The organism is Kitasatospora sp. NPDC004272 (assembly GCF_053603035.1).
In genome coordinates, this window is record NZ_JBSGET010000058.1 from 1 (window position 1) to 18,183 (window position 18,183).

Sequence of the window (18,183 nt, forward strand, 5' to 3'; positions counted from 1 at the left end):
GGGGCCCCCGGAGCGGGAACCCGCTCCGGGGGCACCGTGCCGTCCCCCGCTACGCCGGCGCGCCGGCCCCCTCCCCGATCCCCTCCCCGGTCCCCTCCTCGGCCCCCTCCGGGGTCAGCCACTGGACGAACTGCACGACGATCCCGTTCGGGTCGGTGACCTGGAACAGCCGCTCGCCCCACGGCTCGTCCAGCAGCGGCATGGTGATCGCCACCCCCGCCGCCTTCAGCCGGGCCTCGGCGGCGGCCGCGTCGTCCACGGTGAAGGCCAGGATCAGCCCGGCCGCGTGCTGCTCGCGGAGGCCCTCCGGCAGCACCTCCAGGCCGCGGCGGAGCAGGACGACGTTCATTCCGGCGCTCGGGTGGCCGAGCGAGGCGAAGCCGTCGGCGGACATCTCCTCGCGGAAGCCGAGGTGGGTGGAGAGGAAGGCGGCGGAGGCCGTGACGTCCTCGACGTTCAGGGACACGGCGGAGCGGTTGATCTTCAAGGGGGGTCCTTCCGGGTCAGGAGGGTCGGGCTGCACCAGAATCTCCGTACGCCGTACACTATACACAGTACGGAGATTTTCGCGTGGAAGAATCCCCCGCATGGCCAGCAACCGGAGCAGCGCCGGAGACCCGGCGCACACCCTCGCCCTGCTCTGGGGCGTCCCCACCGCCCCCGCCACCGGACGGCGCGGGCCCCGGCAGGCCCAGTCACCCGCCGCGATCGCCGCCGCCGCGATCCGGGTCGCCGACGCCGAAGGGCTGGACGCCGTCACCATGCGCCGGGTCGCCCAGGAACTCGGCCTCTCCCCGATGGCGCTCTACACCTACGTCCCGGGCAAGGCCGAACTGCTCGACCTGATGCTCGACACCCTCTACGCCGCGATGCCCCGCAGCACCCCCGCCGACCCGGGCTGGCGCGCCCGCGCCGCCGCCGTCGCCGACGACAACCGCGCCCTCTACGCCGCCCACCCCTGGACCGCCGCCGTCCCCACCACCCGCCCGCCGCTCGGCCCCGGCCTGATGGCCAAGTACGAGTACGAGCTGCGCGCCCTGGAGGACACCGGCCTCGACGACGTCCGCCTCGACGCCGCCCTCACCCACCTGCTCGGCTTCGTCCACACCTGCGCCCGGATGGCCGCCGACGCCCGCGCCGCCCAGCAGGACAGCGCCATGAACGACCAGCAGTGGTGGGAAGCCAACGCCGACCTCCTCGCCCGCGTCCTCGACCCCGCCCGCTACCCCGTCGCCACCCGCGTGGGCACCGCCGCCGGCCAGGCCCAGGGCGCCGCCCACGACGCCGACCACGCCTACGAGTTCGGCCTCCCCCGCATCCTCGACGGCCTCGCCGCCCTGATCGAGCGGACCCCGCCGCGGTGAACCGCCCCGGCGGGCGGCACGGGGGGCGCGAACACGAGGAAGGCCCCGGAGCTGCTGCTCCGGGGCCTTCCTCACCAGCTGTGGCCAGGGCCGGGGTCGAACCGGCGACCTTCCGCTTTTCAGGCCAAGCCGGGGTGGTGAGATGCCCTGGTTTAGGTGATTCTGCCGTCCGTGGAAGGCTGCCGTCGGACGCCATCGTTCGGGCCGGTTGGCGTCAGCGTTGGCGTCAACCGGGGCGGGCTGGAAGCGCCAACAGGTAACAGACCGCTCCTTGATTCACACGAATCTCCGTGTCGGTGCCGCTGAAGAGGCGAGACTGGGTGGCATCTCTCGGGAGGGGACTGATGGGGATCAAGATCGTGCCGGCGTCCGGTACGCAGGAGGAACTGATCGAGGCGGCGATCGCGCTGGGGAATCGCTACACCAAGACACTGGGCCTGTTGACTCCACCCGTCTACCAGAACGCCGCAGACGAGGGGGGCCTGCTGATCGCTGTCGATGGTGACGAGGTGATCGGCTACGCGCTTTGCGGACTTCCCAAGCGGAGCCCACATGTCCGGTTGACTCACCTGTGTGTCGCCGAGGAACGCCGCGGTGAAGGTGTGGCCCGCCTGCTGGTGGAGACCATCCGGACCAGGTACTCGCAGCGACTCGGGATCAAGGTCAAGTGCCGACGCGACTATGGGCTCACGGAGATGTGGACGAGTCTCGGCTTCGTCCCGCGTGGCGAGGTGCGGGGCCGCAGCAAGAACGGCGATGACCTGGACGGATGGTGGCTTGACCACAGTCATCCGGACCTCTTCACCGACGTCGAGAGCGATGCGCTGACCATCGTGGTTGACCATGGAGTGTTTGCGGACCTGCGCGGGCTGACTCCTTCACCCGGAGCGCTGGAGTCAGAGGCACTGGAAGCCGGCTGGCTGGCGGATCTCGTGGAGCTGGCCTTCACCCCTCAGTTGTTCCGTGACGTCCGTGAGATCGCTGACGCGGCGGAGCGCAAGCATCAGCGGGCTGCCCTGTCTGGGCTGCGCCAGATCACTCCTGCTTCGGAACCCGTGGCTGCCAGAAGCCGTGAGTTGCTCGAGGCGGCCCGCGGCGCCGGGGTCGACCTGTCCGCAGGGTCCGAACTGGAGCGGTGCGTAAGGTACGTGGCCGAGACTTCGTGTGCGGGACTCCAGGTACTCGTCACACGTGATCCGCTGCTCACCGGGTTGGCGGATGTGGCATGGGACATCGCCGGAGTGCGGGTCGTCCATCCGTCGGTCGTCACGCTTCACGTGGACGAACTGCACCAGGCCCAGGTCTACAGGCCGGCTGATCTCATGGGCACCGAGTTTCGCGTTGGAGAGGTTCCTCCGGGCACCGAGGGCGAACTAGTCGCCTTCTTCGACCAGTCGAGCAGCGACAACGGCTCGGTGTTCGCACGGCGCCTTCGGGCGCTCGCCGAGGATGCTGTCGTGTGGCGCCGGGAGCTCCTCCGTGACGGAGACGGCAGACCGGTCGCTCTGTACGCATGGGCCATGGACGGCCGAACGTTGACCGTGCCCCTCCTGCGGACGGCTTCTCACCGGTTGGAGCAGACCCTGGCCCGACAGTTGCTCTTCGGGCTGAAGCGCCTGGGCCGTGAGCGGGGCGCTCGAGCCGTACACATCTCGGACGAATTCATCTCGCCCGTCGCAAAGGCTGCTGCCGGCAGTGATGGGTTCTTCGAGCACCAAGGAGGCCAAGCGGCCCTGCTCGTCGACGTGATCGGGACGGCCGATGCAGTCACGAAGTCCGCTGCGGAGGCCGCTCGTGCCCTGGGGCGTAACGCGACAGTCCTCCAGGCAGGGCTGTCGGCCGAGGTGACGGGAGCCGTGGAGCGGGCCTGGTGGCCGGCCAAGGTCACGGACTCTCTGATGCCCTCCTTCATGGCGCCCATCAAACCGCGGTGGTCCACGGAGCTGTTCAACGTTCCCGCGATGCTGCTGCCGCGGAGCAGCGAGTTGGGAATCAGTCGCGAGCATGTCTACTACCGGTCACCCGGGCACCGGAACGAGAGCGTCCCGGGCCGCCTGCTCTGGTACGTCAGCGAGGGATTGCCCGGCCAGGACGGGCAGATGGTGATCGGTTGTTCGCGCTTGGACGAGGTGGTGATCGACACAGCTGACACCCTGTTCGCTAGATTCGAACACCTGGGCGTATATGGTCGAGCCGAGGTCCGCGAGATCGCCCACGAGGGCTCAGGTCGAGCGATGGCCTTGCGATTCTCGGACACTGAGATCTTCCCCAAACCGGTGACGCTGCGACAGCTGAAGTCGTTTGCCGGTGACCTGGGCCTACCGTTGTCCCTGATCTCGCTGACGAAGATCGACAACAGGCTGTTCCAAGCGATCTACGAAGAAGGGCATCGAAGGACGTGAACGAGCCGGAGCGCGCGATGCTGCTGTCCGTCCACCCCCGTTTCGCCACCGCTATTCTCGCCGGCAGTAAGACCGTGGAGGTGCGTCGACAGCGCGTCGCCGTCCCGCCGGGCACGCCCGTCGTGCTCTACGCCACTGCTCCCACCATGGCCCTAGTCGGAGCGGCTCTGGTCGCTGCTGTCCATGTCGGCTCTCCTCGGGAGGTCTGGTCAGCACACCGCGCGCAAACGGGCATCAGCAGGCGCGAGTTCGACGAGTACATGAGCGGCGCTTCGCAGGCAAGCGGTCTCACACTTACGGAACCGGTTACCTTCGAGGAACCGGTTCCGCTCAGCGCGCTTCGGGCTGCCGGACCGTTCCACCCGCCGCAGAGCTACCGCTACCTCCACGGTGAGTCGCTCCGGCAGATGGTGGAAGCATCGTCTGCCGCAGGGGCTGTCCTGCAGGGCGTTTTGGGTACCCCGGTCCCTGTGTAACTCAAGCCTAAGCACTAGTGACGTGCACGATTCGGCGAGACCGGCGGATCAAACGCGCTCGTAGAGCTGGTCTTCGACCCGATAAATCGCTCGCTCGACGGACTCGGTCAGATTGGGGTTGTCGATGAGGACTCCGAACTCGACGTTGCCGTACTCCGCGCTCCAGGAGAAGTTGGCGCTGGTGACCAGGAGGAACCGGTGGTCGATAGCGAGGAACTTAGCGTGGTTGCGCACTGGTCCTCCATCGAACTCCCTCGTGCGTAGGACGATCCCTGGGCGAAGGTGCGCGGCCACCTCTGCTGTGGTCGGGGACCCGGGTTTGGAGTGCCGGTCGGCTGCTTGGGAATCGAGATAGACCCGCACATCGATCTCTGGACGGGTGGCCGCTCGGCGTAGTGCTCCCCAGAGCTCTGAGGACCGTTGGAAGTTGAAGGTCGAACAGGTGACGGATTGGCGGGCGCTGTCGACGAGGTGTGCGACGGAACTGGTCAGCGGACCGGACTGCGCGAGATGGCCGGGCATGGTCCAGAGCGGGTCGAGGGCGGTAGTGATCGACCGCGCTCCCTCCACGGCTCGGAGCACGGCCACGACCTGGCCTGTGCCGAGCGATCTTGGTCCAGAACCCCGTTCCAGCAGCGCTCGTATCTCGGGCCGGCGTCCGGCGGCGATCACCTTGAGGGCCGCCGTCAGGGTGTCGCCGTCGGTGAGCCGGTCGGCGAGCTCCCGGGCTTCGGTGCCGGTTAGGAGCCGCCCGAGCTGCCTTGCTGCTGCCGGGTCAATCGGCGTGGTCGAAGAAGCCAAGGTTGCTCCCAGGTAGGTCGACGAGGAAGCGCCGATCAAGAAAGCGGTTGGCCCGTTCGCAGGAGGTCTCGGAGGCCATGCCGCAGCAGTGGCAAGCGGCGCCGTGGAGGAAGTCCTCGGGGTCCTGCGGCGTGCGCGTGGCGCAGATCGGGTCGGAGGAGCACCGGGCGGCTCGATAAAGGGCGCGGGAGACGACCCCCTGCAGGCGCATGGGCTCGCTCAGCTGCACCAAGCCGCCGAGCGTGCCGTCGCTGTCCGAGGCGGTGGTGCAGATCAGCAGGCCAGCGGCGGCAGCCCGTCCCTCGGATGCCGGCCAGGCGTACAGGCGCTCGCTCAGGCTGGCTGCGGAGTAACCGCAGGTCATGGCCAGTTCGCGGATCAGCACGTGGGCGAGGGTGTGGACGAGCCAGTAGCGCGGCGGCCTCAGCCGGGTGTCGGGGTCGACCTCGACGGCCGTCTCGGAGAAACGACGGTGGAAGTTGCGCCGATGGGCGTCACGGTGCGCCCGCCAGATATCGCTGGTCGCGATCCGCTCCTCCCACGCAGCGACCGCTTGGTCGTCCAACTGCAGGAAGATGCCCTCCCCGCGGTCCTCGGTGGCGACGGTCCAGGCCGGATGGGCACTACGGGTCAATGGGACGAGCCGACGCGGCAGGTCCCCGACCCGGTCCATGGCGTCGATCCGGGTGAAGCCGATCAGGGCGTTGACCTTGCGCAGCTTTTCGACCGCGAGCACGCGGGCGATCTGCGGCGGCAGGCTGGGATCGCACTCTCGTTTCGAGAGCGTCAGCCCGCTGGCCGGGTCCTCAACCCCGGGTCCGAGCACGTCCTTTTGCAGGTAGAGCCATTCGGGAACGAGGAGGTCTACGGGATCCCAGCTGCGGATGCGCTCTTCCTGCTCCGCCTCGGAGGCCGCCGGCGCGTCAGCCGCCGCCACCGCCTCCGCCAGTTCGGCGTCCGACAGGTCGGTGACGTCGACCTTGCCGTCCAGCACGTCCCGCAGGGTCTCCAGGTCGTCGCGGTACTTCGCGAGCTTCTCGCCCAGAGCAGTGCGGACCTGGTCGGCGAGGTCGCTCTTACGCTCTTCCGAGGACTCCGGCATCACGATGATCGAGTGCGTCGCCGGGAACCACAGGTTGGAGGCACCGACGAGCATCAGCCGGGTGTCGTTTCCGCATCCGCTCGGCTCGAACGCGTCCAGGTGCGGGTGGCGCCCGCGGCAGCGCGGCAGCTTGGACCGTCCGGCTTCGCCCTGGGCCTCGTTCATCGGCCGCCGTGCGCCACAGGACTCGCAGTGGATCACGGCCGAGGCACCCTTGCCGGCCGTGCGGTCTACCATCTTCAGCGCCGGGAACTCTGCCTTGTCGCATTGCTGGCCCTGATGGACCCAACGCTCGTAGGGGAACTCGTCGAGATGACCGTCGACGCAGGCAAGCAGGTAGCGGGCCGGCACCGCCGGGCGCCGGGTCGGCCTGCGCATGCGGTCACCAGCTCGGCCGGTGCACCGGGTGTGCTCGAAGCAGGCCAGGTCGGTGCGGTAGGGGTGGGTGTTGCGGTAGTCGAACTGCGCGAGGCTGCCGAGCATGTCGCAGCCGGTGCATCGCAGCCACTGCGGGAACACGCGGGCTGGCACACCCAGGTCGTTGCCCTCGGTGGACAGGCTCATCTTCTTCGCCTGCCAGGGGAAGGGCCGCAGCTGGATATCCCGTGAGCGCAACAGCATCGCCACGGCCTGACGCAGCCGAGGTGCACGGATCTGCGGGACGCCGTCGCGGCGACGCCAGATCCGGTCCCAGTCGTCGAGTCCGGAAGGCATGACCGTGAACTGGGGAAGGTCCATGATCGCGCCCGGACCGTACGTGTACAGCAGGGAGGACGGGCGGCCCGAGCCGACCTTGGCCCTGTTGTGCTTGCGGCCCTCGTCTGACTCCCGCTCGGCGTCGCCCAGCGGGTCGACGGCGTTGGACGCGTCGTAGAGGAACCGTGTCTCGGCAAGGGGTGCGGTGGTCACGAGTCCTCCTTGGGCGGAGCGAAGTTCCAGCTTGGGCTGCCGGGCGGTTCCACGAAGATCAGGTTCTCCTTGATCGGGCTCACCAAGAGGTTGATCTCCGGCTGCACCTCGCGCATCGAGTTGGCCACGACGAATGGTGGAGCGTCCTTCTTGTCCGCCCCGGAGCGGGCGTTCTCGGCACTGATCATGAGTGGTCCGAAGTGGGCTTCGTCCGAAGTCCGCTCGTAGACCAGGCCCTTGCGCAAGCGCGCCAGCTGCGTGCGCCGGTTTTCCCACTGGTCGAGCCGGTTGCGCAGACGCTGACGCGCCCGTTCGGCTGCGTTCTCGTCGGATGCGCGCTGCACCCGCGCCACCAGCGCGTCGATCAGCGCCTCCGCGAAGTCGCGCTCGGCCGCGATCCGGCCCGCGTGTTGCTCGGGCGACAAGCCGTCAGGTCGGACGGCGTCGAGGACCCGGGCCGCACTGACCAGAACGCCGTCCAGTCCGCGCTCCAGTGAGGTGACCGAGAACGGTGTGACCGACAGCGCCTCCACCCGGGCGTAGAAGGTCTCGTGGTAGTGCCGGAACTGCTCGAAGTGCGCGAGATCGCGCGGCCGGGCCCAGTTGCCCAGCGTAACCACAAGCCCCGGCTTGTCTCCGGAACGTCCCACGCGCGAGGACGCCTGGATGTACTCCGCCGTGTTCTTCGGCTGTCCGACCACGAGCATCAGCCCGAGCCGGGTCACGTCCACGCCCACCTGCAGCATCGAGGTGGCCAGGATCGCGTCGTACGGGCTTACCTCGCGGGTAGGCATCGGCTTGCCCGCCTCGCGCAGCGCGCGCAACTCCCGCTTACCGGAGACGGAGTCGAAGGCCGGGTCGAACGGCACTGCCATCTGGTCCAGCGTGGTGGTGATGTCGGCACTGGCCACACGGGAGGTGAGCTCCGCGGTGTTGAGCGTTCCGTAGGCCGTGCCGGTGCGGCGGGGCAGCTTCGACCATGGTCGCCGCTTGAAGAGAGCGGTTTGGATGTCGTCGCCCATGTAGCGGGCCATGCCGGCCAGTTCGCGGGTGGCGCTGAAGTAGCCGACTAGGGTCATGTAGGGATCGGCGGCCGGTCCGGACCGGTCGAGCAGCAGCTGCGCGCCGGCCATGAGGACCTCGGCGACCCGGATCTCCGCCGTGGTCAACCGAACCCCGGTGGTGCTGATCCCCACGTAGCGCCGGCCGGGGAAGTGCTCCGAGACGGGCTCCTCCTTGGAGAAGAACGTCTTCCCGGCGTCGAGCACCTGTGGCGGGAAGATCGTCACATCCCGCCCGTAGAGGGCGCGCACCTGATCGGCCGCGTTGCGGGCAGTGGCGGTGGAGGCGACCAACAGCGGCCGGACCGCCCGGCCCTGCGCGTCTCGCCAGCCCGCCATGACGTCGATTGCCACCTCGAACAGGCCCACCGTGGTGCCGAGCGCCCCGGTGATCAGGTGCAGCTCGTCCTGGATGATCAGGTCCGGCGGGCGCAGCCGCCCCGCCGGGCGGAGCCCTGCGGCAGGCAGACCGTCCTTGGCCGGATGCCTGCCGTTGTCGGTCAGCTCGCAGTACCGGGAGTCCGGGTGCACGTAACCATGCCGCCCACAGAACCGGGATACGTAGCCGAACAGGGAGGCGGCCTCCCCTTCCCGTGCGAGCCGGGCGAACTTGTCTACGGTGGCGATGACGAATGCCGGGGTGAGCCGGTAGATCTCCTCATCCACGGTCAGCACCGGCAGCCCCTCGGTCACCTCACCACCCTCGGCGAACGGGCAACCCGCAAGCTCGTCCCCGCAGTACACGTGTACCCGACGGGACGCCTTGACCGCCTTGACCTCCCGTGCATCGATCTTGCTTCCGCACCAGGGGCACCGCTGGATCTGCAACACCGTCAGCCGGTAGCCCGACCGGTTGTTGGCCTTCTCCAGCTGCGTCGCCGCCTCCTCGAACCGCTTCGGGCTCACATCCGTGCCCACCCACAGCCCAATCCGGAACGGCTCCTCCCCCCACGTCTGCGGCTCCGCCTTGCGCGCCAACTCAGCCGCGCACACCAACGCCGTCGCCCGCTGGAACTGCTGCGCCGTCAGCAGCCGCAGCGTGTAACGCATCAGCACGGACACACCTGTACCACCGTCCAGCGCGCCGTCCGGAGTCACGACGGCGCCCTGGCGCCGCCGGATCGCGAAGGTGTAGGCAGCCAGACCCAAATACGCCTCGGTCTTGCCACCACCGGTCGGGAAGAACAGCAGCTGCGCCTTCGCCAGATCGCCGGAGCGCTTCTCCGCCGCCGGAACGGTGAGCAACGGCAGCTGCATGAGAATGAAGGCCAGCTGGAAAGTGCGCCACGAGTGCGCCTTTGCTCCCTTGTCCGCCAGCACGGCGGCGCGAGCCTGCTCGATGCTCACCTGCGGGTGCTTGGCTCGGTGCTCGGCCACCTGAGTATGGATGCGCTGGTTCGCCATCACTCGGTTCATGAACTGGAAGCAGCGCAACGCCTCGTCGTCGCCGAGGAGGTGCTCCAAGCCATCGGCGAGCTGGCGCTGGACCTTGCGCGCCTCGCTGACCGCATCGAGACCCTCGCCCCGCAGGTGCTCCGGCAGAGCCTCGGCACGACGCTCCTCGCCATCCAGCCAGGCCGCGTACTCGCGGACGATCGGCTCCAGGCCGGCCCGCAGCTCCTCCCCGCTCGCCGCGGCGAGCGCGGTCATGTCCAGCAGCGCCTTGCCGATCTCCTCTGCCGTGGTCTGTGGCGTCTGACAGGTCGGCAGCCAGGTCGTCCACACTTCGCTGGCCCGGCGCGCACCCGCCGCCATCTGCCAATCCACCGAACATGTACGCCCGACGGCGAACTCCAGCCTGTCCCGGTATTGGAGATTCAGCCGCCGCAGCTCGTCGTCCCGCTCGTGACGGGTGTCCTCCACGGGATCCGCGACTGGGAGGAACACCTCGGCGCCACCGGCGTCCACGATCAGCTTGGTCTGGTAAAGCCACGCCTCGACCGGGATCTTGCGCGGCGTCTCCCGGTCATTGCACAACGCCACCTCGACGATCAGGCAGCCCCGCGCCTCGTCATCGTGCCGGTCGACGCGCAGCACGACCTTGTCCTTCAGCGGGAACTTCGTCGTTGCCGCTGCTTTGAGGTCGGCGACGGCGACCTTCGTGACGATCTCGATGGGCGTGCGCTTGTAGCGGCGGACGCGCCCGCCATCAGTGGCCTCGGACTCCACCTTGACCGGCTCGTACAGCCCCCAGGAGGCGGTGACCGTGAACGAGTCGAGATCGGACGGGACCTGGCAGCGCAGACCCATTGACGCGGGGATCATCAGTCCGCGCTGCTGCGGCTGGTCCTCGACGCCGGCGTCCTCGTCGGCGCCCGAGCCGCTCTCATCGACGGCCGTGACGGGCACACCGCGGCCCTGGTCCGCGTCCACGGCGTCACCGACATCGGTGGCCGCCTCGTTCGCGTCGACGTCCTGCGGGTCGTCGCGGCTGACGGTCAGCTTGAATGGGGCGATCCGGCCGATGAGGTACGCAGCGTCCGGCGCCGCGTCCAGCACCTCCTCCGGACCGCCTGCTGGGCCGAGCAGCTCCCGTTCGAGGATGTCGACCAGGTTCTCCCGCGCAGTCCACGACCGTCCGTCAGGCTCACGCACGAGCCGGTACTCCGCCTGGTCCTCGGCCTTGGCAGCGGGTGGCGTCGCGGCCGGCTTCGAGCTGGGCTTGCTCACTCGTCCTCACCCTCGATCTCATCTTCGCCCTCAGACGGGGACGGTGTCTCACTCTGTCCAGCAGCGCGGCGGTGATTTTCCTCCAGCAACCGATCCAAAATCTCCAACCGCGCTGCCGGGCTGACCGTCCAGCGCTCCATCTGCCGGTACGTATGGAACCCATGGTTCAGCGGAATATCACCCCAGCCGTAGGCCTCCATGACTGCCTCGTCCAGCGCAACGTGGATTTGTCGCAGCTGCGCCACGTCTGGGTCCGCCGAATCGGCGATATCCGGGTCATTGACGCGGTTGTACAGTTTAGTCAGTCCGAGATTGCGGCGCACCATGATTTCCCGCCGCCTAATGTCGAGATCCGCGCCTACCTTGGCGAGGCGGTCTGTGAACTTTGGCTGCGGCAACGTCACGAACGAGTCCGATGGCGTATAGCTCAGGTCTTTGCGTAGAGATGAAGAGTACCTACGTGCCCACAAATAATGAACGGAAGAACTGAGAATAGCATGCAGGGCGAATGAATCGGTTGCGAAGACCACGGTCTTCTGGTCGAAGATTTGTCGAGCGGGCACAAGAACTGGCTGCAGAGTATTGCTGGTCTGGGCCATGGCGATTACCTTGTCAAGCCCAAAAATTGCCTTGCGCATGGCCGGGCGAGGGCGCAGGAAGAGCCACCACGGAGCCTCTCGCACTGCTTTCGCTTTCGTTGCGCGTTCGGGCTTTACCCGCTCAAGCAAACGCCTGTATGGCAGCTCGTAATTCTCGGCCTGGTATTCCGATCGATTATAAAAGTCGATGATCCATCGGGATGGCGTGGAGTCGGGGCGAGAGTTAAGATCTTCGCCGTTGAGATAGGGGAAGAGCACCTCTGAATTCCTGGGATCAGCCTTAAGCCAGGCATCGGCCTCTTCGATCCCTAGTACAAAGCCCATGCCTTGAACGAAGCATCCCTTGAAGGCGATACCCGAATTCTCGGCGAGGCGCACTGGAGGCCCATCCACGCGACCAGCAGGCTCCAAGAGCGTGAGTACTTGCTGCGCTTCGACGCCATCGGCCACTCGCGGCACATCCGAGGCGATCGCGCTGCGAGTTCCCCACACGGCGGCATATTCAAGATTTGCACTAGTTGCGGGCCAGGGTCGGCTCTGAATCGACCGTGCGATGGTAAAGTTGTTGGCGACCATCTGGTCCAGGCCGACTTCCCGAGTGTCGCCTTGGGCAACGGTGTTCGTCGCGATGAGGCCAAGATTTCCCGTCCCTGCCAGCAGGGACATAGCGCGCAGGAAGAAGAAGGCAACGAGGTCGGCATTTCCCCGTCGCCCGGAGGCAAGAACGTTGACGAACCAGTCACGCACATTGGTGCCCATTGCGCCGGTAATCTTCGAACCACCCAAAAACGGCGGGTTGCCGATGATCGCGTCGAAGCCACCTCGTTCCATCACATCTGGTACGGCGAGGATCCAGTGCAGCGGCTTCCATCGCGCGTAATCAGTCTCAACCGAAGGCGTAAGCCCAGTCGTGAGGATGCCGTCGAACATGGCCCGGTTGGGCCTGGCGCCGTCTGCGGGGTAGGCCAGGCCGACTGCGATGCGAAGCTTCTCGTAGGCCTCGGTCAGCACCTTGCCGGGCTTGCCGCCGAGTCGCAGTCCGGCGGCGATCACGCCGTCGGCGACTTCCGCGAGTTGGCGGGTCAAGTCCTGGTACTCGCGCCACTGTCGCCGCTTCGTGGCCGCCGAGCGCTGCGGGTCGTCGTCGTTGACCTCGCTCGCCAGGCTTCGACGCAGCCTCGTAGCGCGCGTGAGGACGCCCTCGATGTCGAGGTGGCGGATCGTTGTGGTTCCTTCGCCGATGTCGAAAAGCGGTGTCGCGGCTGCCTTGACCGGGGTGATGTGGAGCGCGCGGAGCTGCTCGGCATCGGTAAGGCCAAGTAGGGAGTTGCCGTGCAGCACCTTGTCGTCGACGAAGGAAAACGGCAGTTTGGGGTCGAGGGAGACCAGCCACAGCGAAAGCTTGCACATCTCCACGGCCATGGCGTTGATGTCCGCGCCATAGAGACACCTCGCGACCACCGTCCTTATCGCATGGACGTATAGGTCATGGGCGGTCCCGGTCGCCACGCCCTCTCGGCGCCATGCCTCAACCAGCCGGGCGGCCAGGTACCGCGCGGCAGCGACGAGGAACGCGCCCGAGCCGCAGGCGATATCGGCGATCTTGAGATCGAGGATGTCGTCGGACGACGCTGGTCGCCAGGCGTCGTGGTCGGCGGTCTGGTATGGCCCAGGGTTGAAGACCAGCGGCTCCAGGGCGTGCTGGACGACCTCTTCCGCCAGTTTGCGCGGAGTGTAATGGGCGCCTGCCGTGGCGCGGGACGGGGTTTCGATGAGCAGGACGCCGCCGGGCTCGACGACGAAGGGCCGGTTGCGCAGGTCCCGTCGGATGATGCCGATGAGGGGCCGCAGCCGGTCGCGTAGTGTCCCGTCGGTGGTGACGGCGCGCAGGGCGCGTTCGGCGTCCTCGACTTCTCCGCTGCCGCGGATCGCCTTGGCCAGCGCGGCCTTGGACGGCGGTTTGGCCGCGGGCTGGTCGTCCTTCACCCAGGCCAGGATGGCGTCGGCCAGCTTCGTGGGGTCACGGTACCGGGCGGCCATGTCCTCCAGCTCGGCCAGTGGCATCTCCGGCTCCTCACCGGACTTGCCGATGAGGCCGACGGTGACCTCGTTCGTCTCCTCGCTGGAGTAGCCGAGCAGGCCCTCGTAGATGTAGCCGATCTGCTCGACGTCGATGTCGCGGAAGGAGATTCGCCGGGCTGGTTCGCCACGCAGCTCGGCCATCTGTACTGCGCGCAGCACCTCCAGCATGACCCGATCGCTGACCGTGATGGCCAGGGTGCCGCGCGGGCTGTGGGCGGTGAGGAACGGGAACCGGTCGGGGTCGAACAGCGAGCCACCGTACGAGGGCAGTCGCAAGTCCTCGAACGACGCGCCGCGCGATAGTGCCTGAGATGTCGCCAGCAGCCGGTGCCAGGTCAGGTGGGTTCCGTCGAGGGTTTCGCTGCCCTCTTCGCGCTCGCGACGGTCGAGGGCGTCCAGCTCGTCGCTGATGCCGTAGCCCATGGCGAACAGCCGGCTCTGCGGAAGCAGGCCGCGTTCCTCGGCGAAGAGCAGGAAGACCACGCGCATCATCACCGTCACGGCGGCCTCGTAGACCTCCTCGCGGTCCGCCGGCAGAGGGTCGGGCTCGCCGTGGCGGACGGCGTCCAGGCCGGCCTCGGACAGGGCCTGGACGAGCAGCTCGACCGCGCGCCGCACCTGGACGCCGAGCGCTTCGGTGATCTCCTCGGCGGCGGCGACCGACTCGCCGAACAGCTCGGTCAGGCGGTCCTCTGGGCGTCCGCCGAGTAGCCGCCGTAGCCGGAGCAGTTCGACGAAGGCGTTGCGAGTCTGGGGTTCCTCGATCCAGGTCTGGGCGTCGATGATGCCGGAGGCGACCATGGTGTCCTTGCGGGCGCTAACGACGGCCCACCAGCGTCCGTCGGTGACGACGCCGATGGGGACCTTTCCGTGCCGCAGCAGTTCTTCCATGCGGTCGATCGGGCTGGTCGCCCAACCGTCGTCCAGCGGATCGCGTAGCGAGTCCACCGGGTCGACGACGAGGACGAGCGCGCCGATCGTCTCGCCGTGGGCGATCGCTCCGGTGGGCGTCACCGTCACGGTGTAGTTGGGCGACCGCACGCCGCCGGCGGCCTCGGCGAACAGCGCCCCAGTCAGATCGCTGGTGTAGTGGTCGCCCCAGCCGAGGATGTTCCGCAGAACCAGTTCGACCCAGGCGTCGCGGGCCTCGCGGTAGCGGTCGAGCGCGGACGGGTCGTCTCGGCGCAGGTCCCAGCCTTCCCATGCCTTCTCGAATGCCGGCTTGGCGTCCTTGAGCAGGGCCGCCTGGTCGGCACCGAGCTGGGGCATCCCCTGCTGCCAGACGCGCTTGAGGGCGGGAACGGACAGGAACGGCCCGTCGGCGTCCACCAGCTCCAGCCACGCGCGGTGGAGGTCGGCGGTGGAACGTGCTGACCCGGCGGACTTGCGCCTCATGACTGCGCCCTTCCTGCTTCAGCGTCGGCCGGGGTCAGTGCGAAGACCACGGCTGCGGCGGACACGTGCGGTTTGACATCGGCATACCGTTCACCGATCGCGGCGATCTCGCGCTGCTCCTCCTCATGGAGGTTTGCCAGCCGGTCCTCCATGGCCAGCAGGTCACGGCGGCGCTGTGCCTGCTGGTCGTCGGTGAACAGCAGTTCCTCCTGGGCCTGGATCTCCAGAGCCAGCCGCTGGCGGGACTCCTCCAGGTTGATCCGGAAGGCCCCGAAGATCTCCCGGGCACGGGAGACGTCGGACTCCTGGCGGGTGCGCAGCGCCTCCGTGACTCGCTCCTGGTGGGACTCGGCCCTGCGCGCCACGGTATTGAGTAGGCGGGTTCGCAGCCGGGAGTCCTCCGCGTCCCACAGCTGGGCGAGCGTGGCGCGCACGCCCTCGTCGGCCAGGATCAGGTGCTCCGCGTCGAGGGCCTGGTCGAGCACCTCCTCCACCTTGGCCTCGGCCATGGCCTGGCCCCGCAGACGCACGCCGGTGAGGAAGACCTCCTCGTGCAGCCGCAAGCCCCCGCGCCCGACGAGGACCAGCCGGGACACGGCGGCCACGCACGACTGCGGCAGGTCCTCGACCACGACTGCGGTAACCCGGTGCACTGGGGAGTCGACGCTGAACAGTGCGCTGCGCAGCAGCCGGGCCGAGCGTTGCATCAGCGCGTGGCCGAGGTGCACGTGCACCAGATCGGTGCGGTCCTGAGCAGCCTTGTCATCGAAGGTGATCAGGCGCAGGGCACCAGGGTTCAGGCGGGTGTCGAGCCCTTCGAGGGCGTGCTGCCACGCAGACCCGAGCGAGGGGATCTCGAACACCTTGGCGTCGGTGCGGTCGTCGCCGATCTCGATCAGCGGTGGCTGTGCAGTGAGCGCCAGAGCCGTGTCCACCACGCGACGGGCATTGCCTGGCGTCAGGTGCATCTCCAGCTTGCGCTGGTCGTAGGTGCGGGACAGCTCGGTGAGGCGGCGGTTTAGCTCGATGCCGCCCGCCAGTGCTCGGGTGATGATCGCGTCGCCGCTTTCGCGGTCGGTGGACCGGCTCTTGCGGGTGGCCGTGGTCGGGCTGAAATGCTCCTGCAGTTCGCCGTCGATGATCTGGTTGACCGAGCCGAGATCGTGGGCGACGTTGCCGACCTTCTCCGCGATGCGGCGCATGAAGTCCATGTCCGCGGCGTAGGTCGCCGAGGTCGAGTCGGGCGCGAAGTGGTAGATCTCGGGCGTGTGGTGCTGGCCGTAGCGGTCGATGCGCCCGATTCGCTGCTCCAACCGGGAGGGGTTGAACGGGACGTCGAAGTTGACCAGTCGGTGGCAGTACGTCTGCAGGTCGATGCCCTCGCCAGCCGAGTCGGTGGCGACGAGCACCCGCACGCGCTCCTTGCTCGGGTCCTCGGTGAAGCGGGCGCGGATCTCCTCCCGCTCCTCAGTGGGCGTGGATCCCTGGATAGTGGCCAGCACTTCGCCGTAGCCGCGTTGCGTGAGCACGTCGGCGATCCAGTCCAAGGTGGCGGCGTACTCGGTGAACACCACCACCCGCTCATTCGTCCAGGTCCTGCCGTCCGGACGGCAGATCGCGTCGAGGAAGCCGATCAGCGCCTTCAGACGCGAGTCCGGCCGGTGCTCGAAGCGCCGGCCCCATGAGACCAGGGCGGAAATCTCCTGGGGGCTCGCGGCTACCAGCGGATCGGAGCCCTTGCTCTGCCGCAGTGCGGTGAACTCCGGATGGTCTTCCCGGCCCTCCTCCTCGTCCGACTGCTGGCTGCCGAGGATCTCCTCGTAGTAGTCGTCCTCGTCATCCAGATCCGGCAGGCGACCCGTTGCGGCGGCCTGCTCGTAGAGCTCCAGCGTGCGGGCGAACGACCAGGGGCTGGACAGGAACCGCTTCTTCAGCAGCATCGCCACGATGTCGCCCGAGCGTTTCTTGCCGTTGGCGCGGGCGCTCTCGGCGAGGAGGCGCTCCAGAACCGCGAACTGCTGCTGCTCGTCGTCGTCCGGCGTGAACGGGATGGTCTTCAGCTGCCGGGTCTTGAAGCCCTTGTCCTTCAGCTCAGTCTTCAGCCGACGCACCGTCACCTCGCGCAGCGCTCGCTCGTCAAGGAGGGCGCCGCGGCTGAACCGCCGACCGTCGATCATCTCCAGTAGCGCGGTGAACGACTCCGGGTAGCCGTTGTGCGGGGTAGCGGACAGGAACAGGCGGTGCTCGCACCGCTCCGCCAGCTCGCGGGTGGCCACCGTGCGCTGGCTATCCACGGCGTACCCGCGGTGGCCGTCCGCTGCGCTCGGGCCGGCGGGCGCAACATGGTGGGCTTCATCGACGACGAGCACATCGAACGCGAACCGCCGGGCAGTGGCCGTGTCCCGGGCGTCGGCGTAGATCGAGCGCAGCAGACGCTGTGCGCGCACCGTCGGCAGCCACGACAGGCTCACGATGACCCGCGGGAAGAGCCGGAACGGATTCGCGTTCAGCCCGTGGCTGCGCCGCACCTGCGACATCAGCTCGCTGTTGACGATCACGAAGTCCAGGCCGAACTTCTCCCGCATCTCGTCCTGCCACTTCAGTGCAAGGCTCGGCGGGCAGACGATGACGACCGAGCGCGCCCGGTGCCGCAGCAGCAGCTCCTGGATTACCAGGCCGGCCTCGATGGTCTTGCCCAGGCCCACGTCGTCGGCAAGCAGCAGGTTGGTGCGGGAAGACTGCAGGGCGCGGCGCAGTGGCTCCAGCTGGTATGCCTCGACGTTGGCGCCGCTACGGAACGGTGCCTGGTACGAGTCGGCGTCAGCGGAGGTGACCGCACCCCAACGTACGGCGTCAACGAATGCCGCGAGCGTGTTCGGGTCGTCGAAGCCATCCACTGCGATGGTCTCTGGCAGCCCCTGATCGGGCGCGACGGTGTGCCCGACCTCCAGCTCCCAGACCACCGCGAGCTCCTCGCCCAGGCGGTCCTCTTCGAGGGACTGGAGACTGACCACGTGGGTGAGCTGCGCAGTGCCCTCGTCGGCGGGGCTGCGCGGCAAGCCCTGCTGGCGCACATCGGTCACAGCCCAGGTGGAGCCCCGGACATTGACGACCTGCCCCGGTTCGGGGACCTGCGGCAGGGCCGCAGGCTGCACGGTGCGCGGGCCCCGCTGCACCTGCTCGTCAGATACAACCGCCATCGGGTGCCCCTTCGCTACCACCGCTGCTTGCCACCTGATCATGCCCGAGCCGGGACCATCTCTGGAGCAAACCAGCGGAAGAGTACGACGGCCCATGTGTCCCATCATCCTCGCGCTGTTTT

At 68.0% G+C, this 18,183-nt stretch carries 9 protein-coding genes; 3 read left to right on the plus strand and 6 right to left on the minus strand.

Going from position 1 to position 18,183, the window contains the following annotated elements; translation table 11 throughout:
- Nucleotides 1-49: 49 nt before the first annotated feature.
- Entirely contained in the window at nt 50-487 is a 438-nt protein-coding gene (locus ACWEO5_RS19135) for a VOC family protein (RefSeq protein ID WP_452163482.1), read from the minus strand.
- A 100-nt stretch (nt 488-587) separates the two neighbouring features.
- Between ACWEO5_RS19135 and ACWEO5_RS19140 the strand changes: the two genes are divergently transcribed.
- The 3 genes from ACWEO5_RS19140 (at nt 588) to ACWEO5_RS19150 (ending at nt 4,242) form a co-directional block, all read left to right on the plus strand.
- On the plus strand, nt 588-1,364 hold the full coding sequence (locus ACWEO5_RS19140) for a TetR/AcrR family transcriptional regulator (protein ID WP_452163483.1): 777 nt from the start codon (nt 588-590) through the stop codon (nt 1,362-1,364).
- Nucleotides 1,365-1,708: 344 nt separating this feature from the next.
- The gene (locus ACWEO5_RS19145) at nt 1,709-3,766 is read left to right on the plus strand and encodes a GNAT family N-acetyltransferase (protein WP_452163484.1); all 2,058 of its coding nucleotides are present in this window, start codon (nt 1,709-1,711) and stop codon (nt 3,764-3,766) included.
- Entirely contained in the window at nt 3,763-4,242 is a 480-nt protein-coding gene (locus tag ACWEO5_RS19150; protein ID WP_232794894.1) for an ASCH domain-containing protein, read from the plus strand. The genes ACWEO5_RS19145 and ACWEO5_RS19150 overlap by 4 nt, the downstream gene beginning before the upstream one ends.
- 48 nt (nt 4,243-4,290) lie before the next feature.
- Here ACWEO5_RS19150 and drmC read toward each other — a convergent pair whose 3' ends face one another.
- Genes drmC through drmD form a run of 5 tightly spaced genes read right to left on the minus strand, consistent with a single transcriptional unit; the run spans nt 4,291 to nt 18,061 of the window.
- Complete coding sequence (gene drmC / locus ACWEO5_RS19155; RefSeq protein ID WP_037600995.1) at nt 4,291-5,043, minus strand: DISARM system phospholipase D-like protein DrmC; 753 nt, start codon at nt 5,041-5,043, stop codon at nt 4,291-4,293.
- Nucleotides 5,018-7,054, minus strand: a complete 2,037-nt coding sequence (gene drmB / locus ACWEO5_RS19160; RefSeq protein WP_452163485.1) for a DrmB family protein — start codon at nt 7,052-7,054, stop codon at nt 5,018-5,020. The genes drmC and drmB overlap by 26 nt, the downstream gene beginning before the upstream one ends.
- A complete protein-coding gene (drmA, locus tag ACWEO5_RS19165) occupies nt 7,051-10,785 on the minus strand; it encodes a DISARM system helicase DrmA (RefSeq protein WP_452163486.1) in 3,735 nt (1,244 codons plus the stop codon). Before drmA ends, drmB begins: the two co-directional genes overlap by 4 nt.
- Nucleotides 10,782-14,861, minus strand: a complete 4,080-nt coding sequence (locus tag ACWEO5_RS19170; protein ID WP_452163487.1) for an Eco57I restriction-modification methylase domain-containing protein — start codon at nt 14,859-14,861, stop codon at nt 10,782-10,784. Before ACWEO5_RS19170 ends, drmA begins: the two co-directional genes overlap by 4 nt.
- Nucleotides 14,858-18,061: a DISARM system SNF2-like helicase DrmD gene (drmD, locus tag ACWEO5_RS19175; RefSeq protein ID WP_452163488.1), complete on the minus strand. Its 3,204-nt coding sequence runs from the start codon at nt 18,059-18,061 to the stop codon at nt 14,858-14,860. The genes ACWEO5_RS19170 and drmD overlap by 4 nt, the downstream gene beginning before the upstream one ends.
- Between the last annotated feature and the right edge of the window lie 122 nt (nt 18,062-18,183).

Coding starts and splice junctions, on each gene's coding strand:
- ACWEO5_RS19140 (WP_452163483.1), top strand. CDS start 588: ATGGCCAGCAACCGGAGCAGCGCCGGAGACCCGGCGCACACCCTCGCC.
- ACWEO5_RS19145 (WP_452163484.1), top strand. CDS start 1,709: ATGGGGATCAAGATCGTGCCGGCGTCCGGTACGCAGGAGGAACTGATC.
- ACWEO5_RS19170 (WP_452163487.1), bottom strand. CDS start 14,861: ATGAGGCGCAAGTCCGCCGGGTCAGCACGTTCCACCGCCGACCTCCAC.
- drmD (WP_452163488.1), bottom strand. CDS start 18,061: ATGGCGGTTGTATCTGACGAGCAGGTGCAGCGGGGCCCGCGCACCGTG.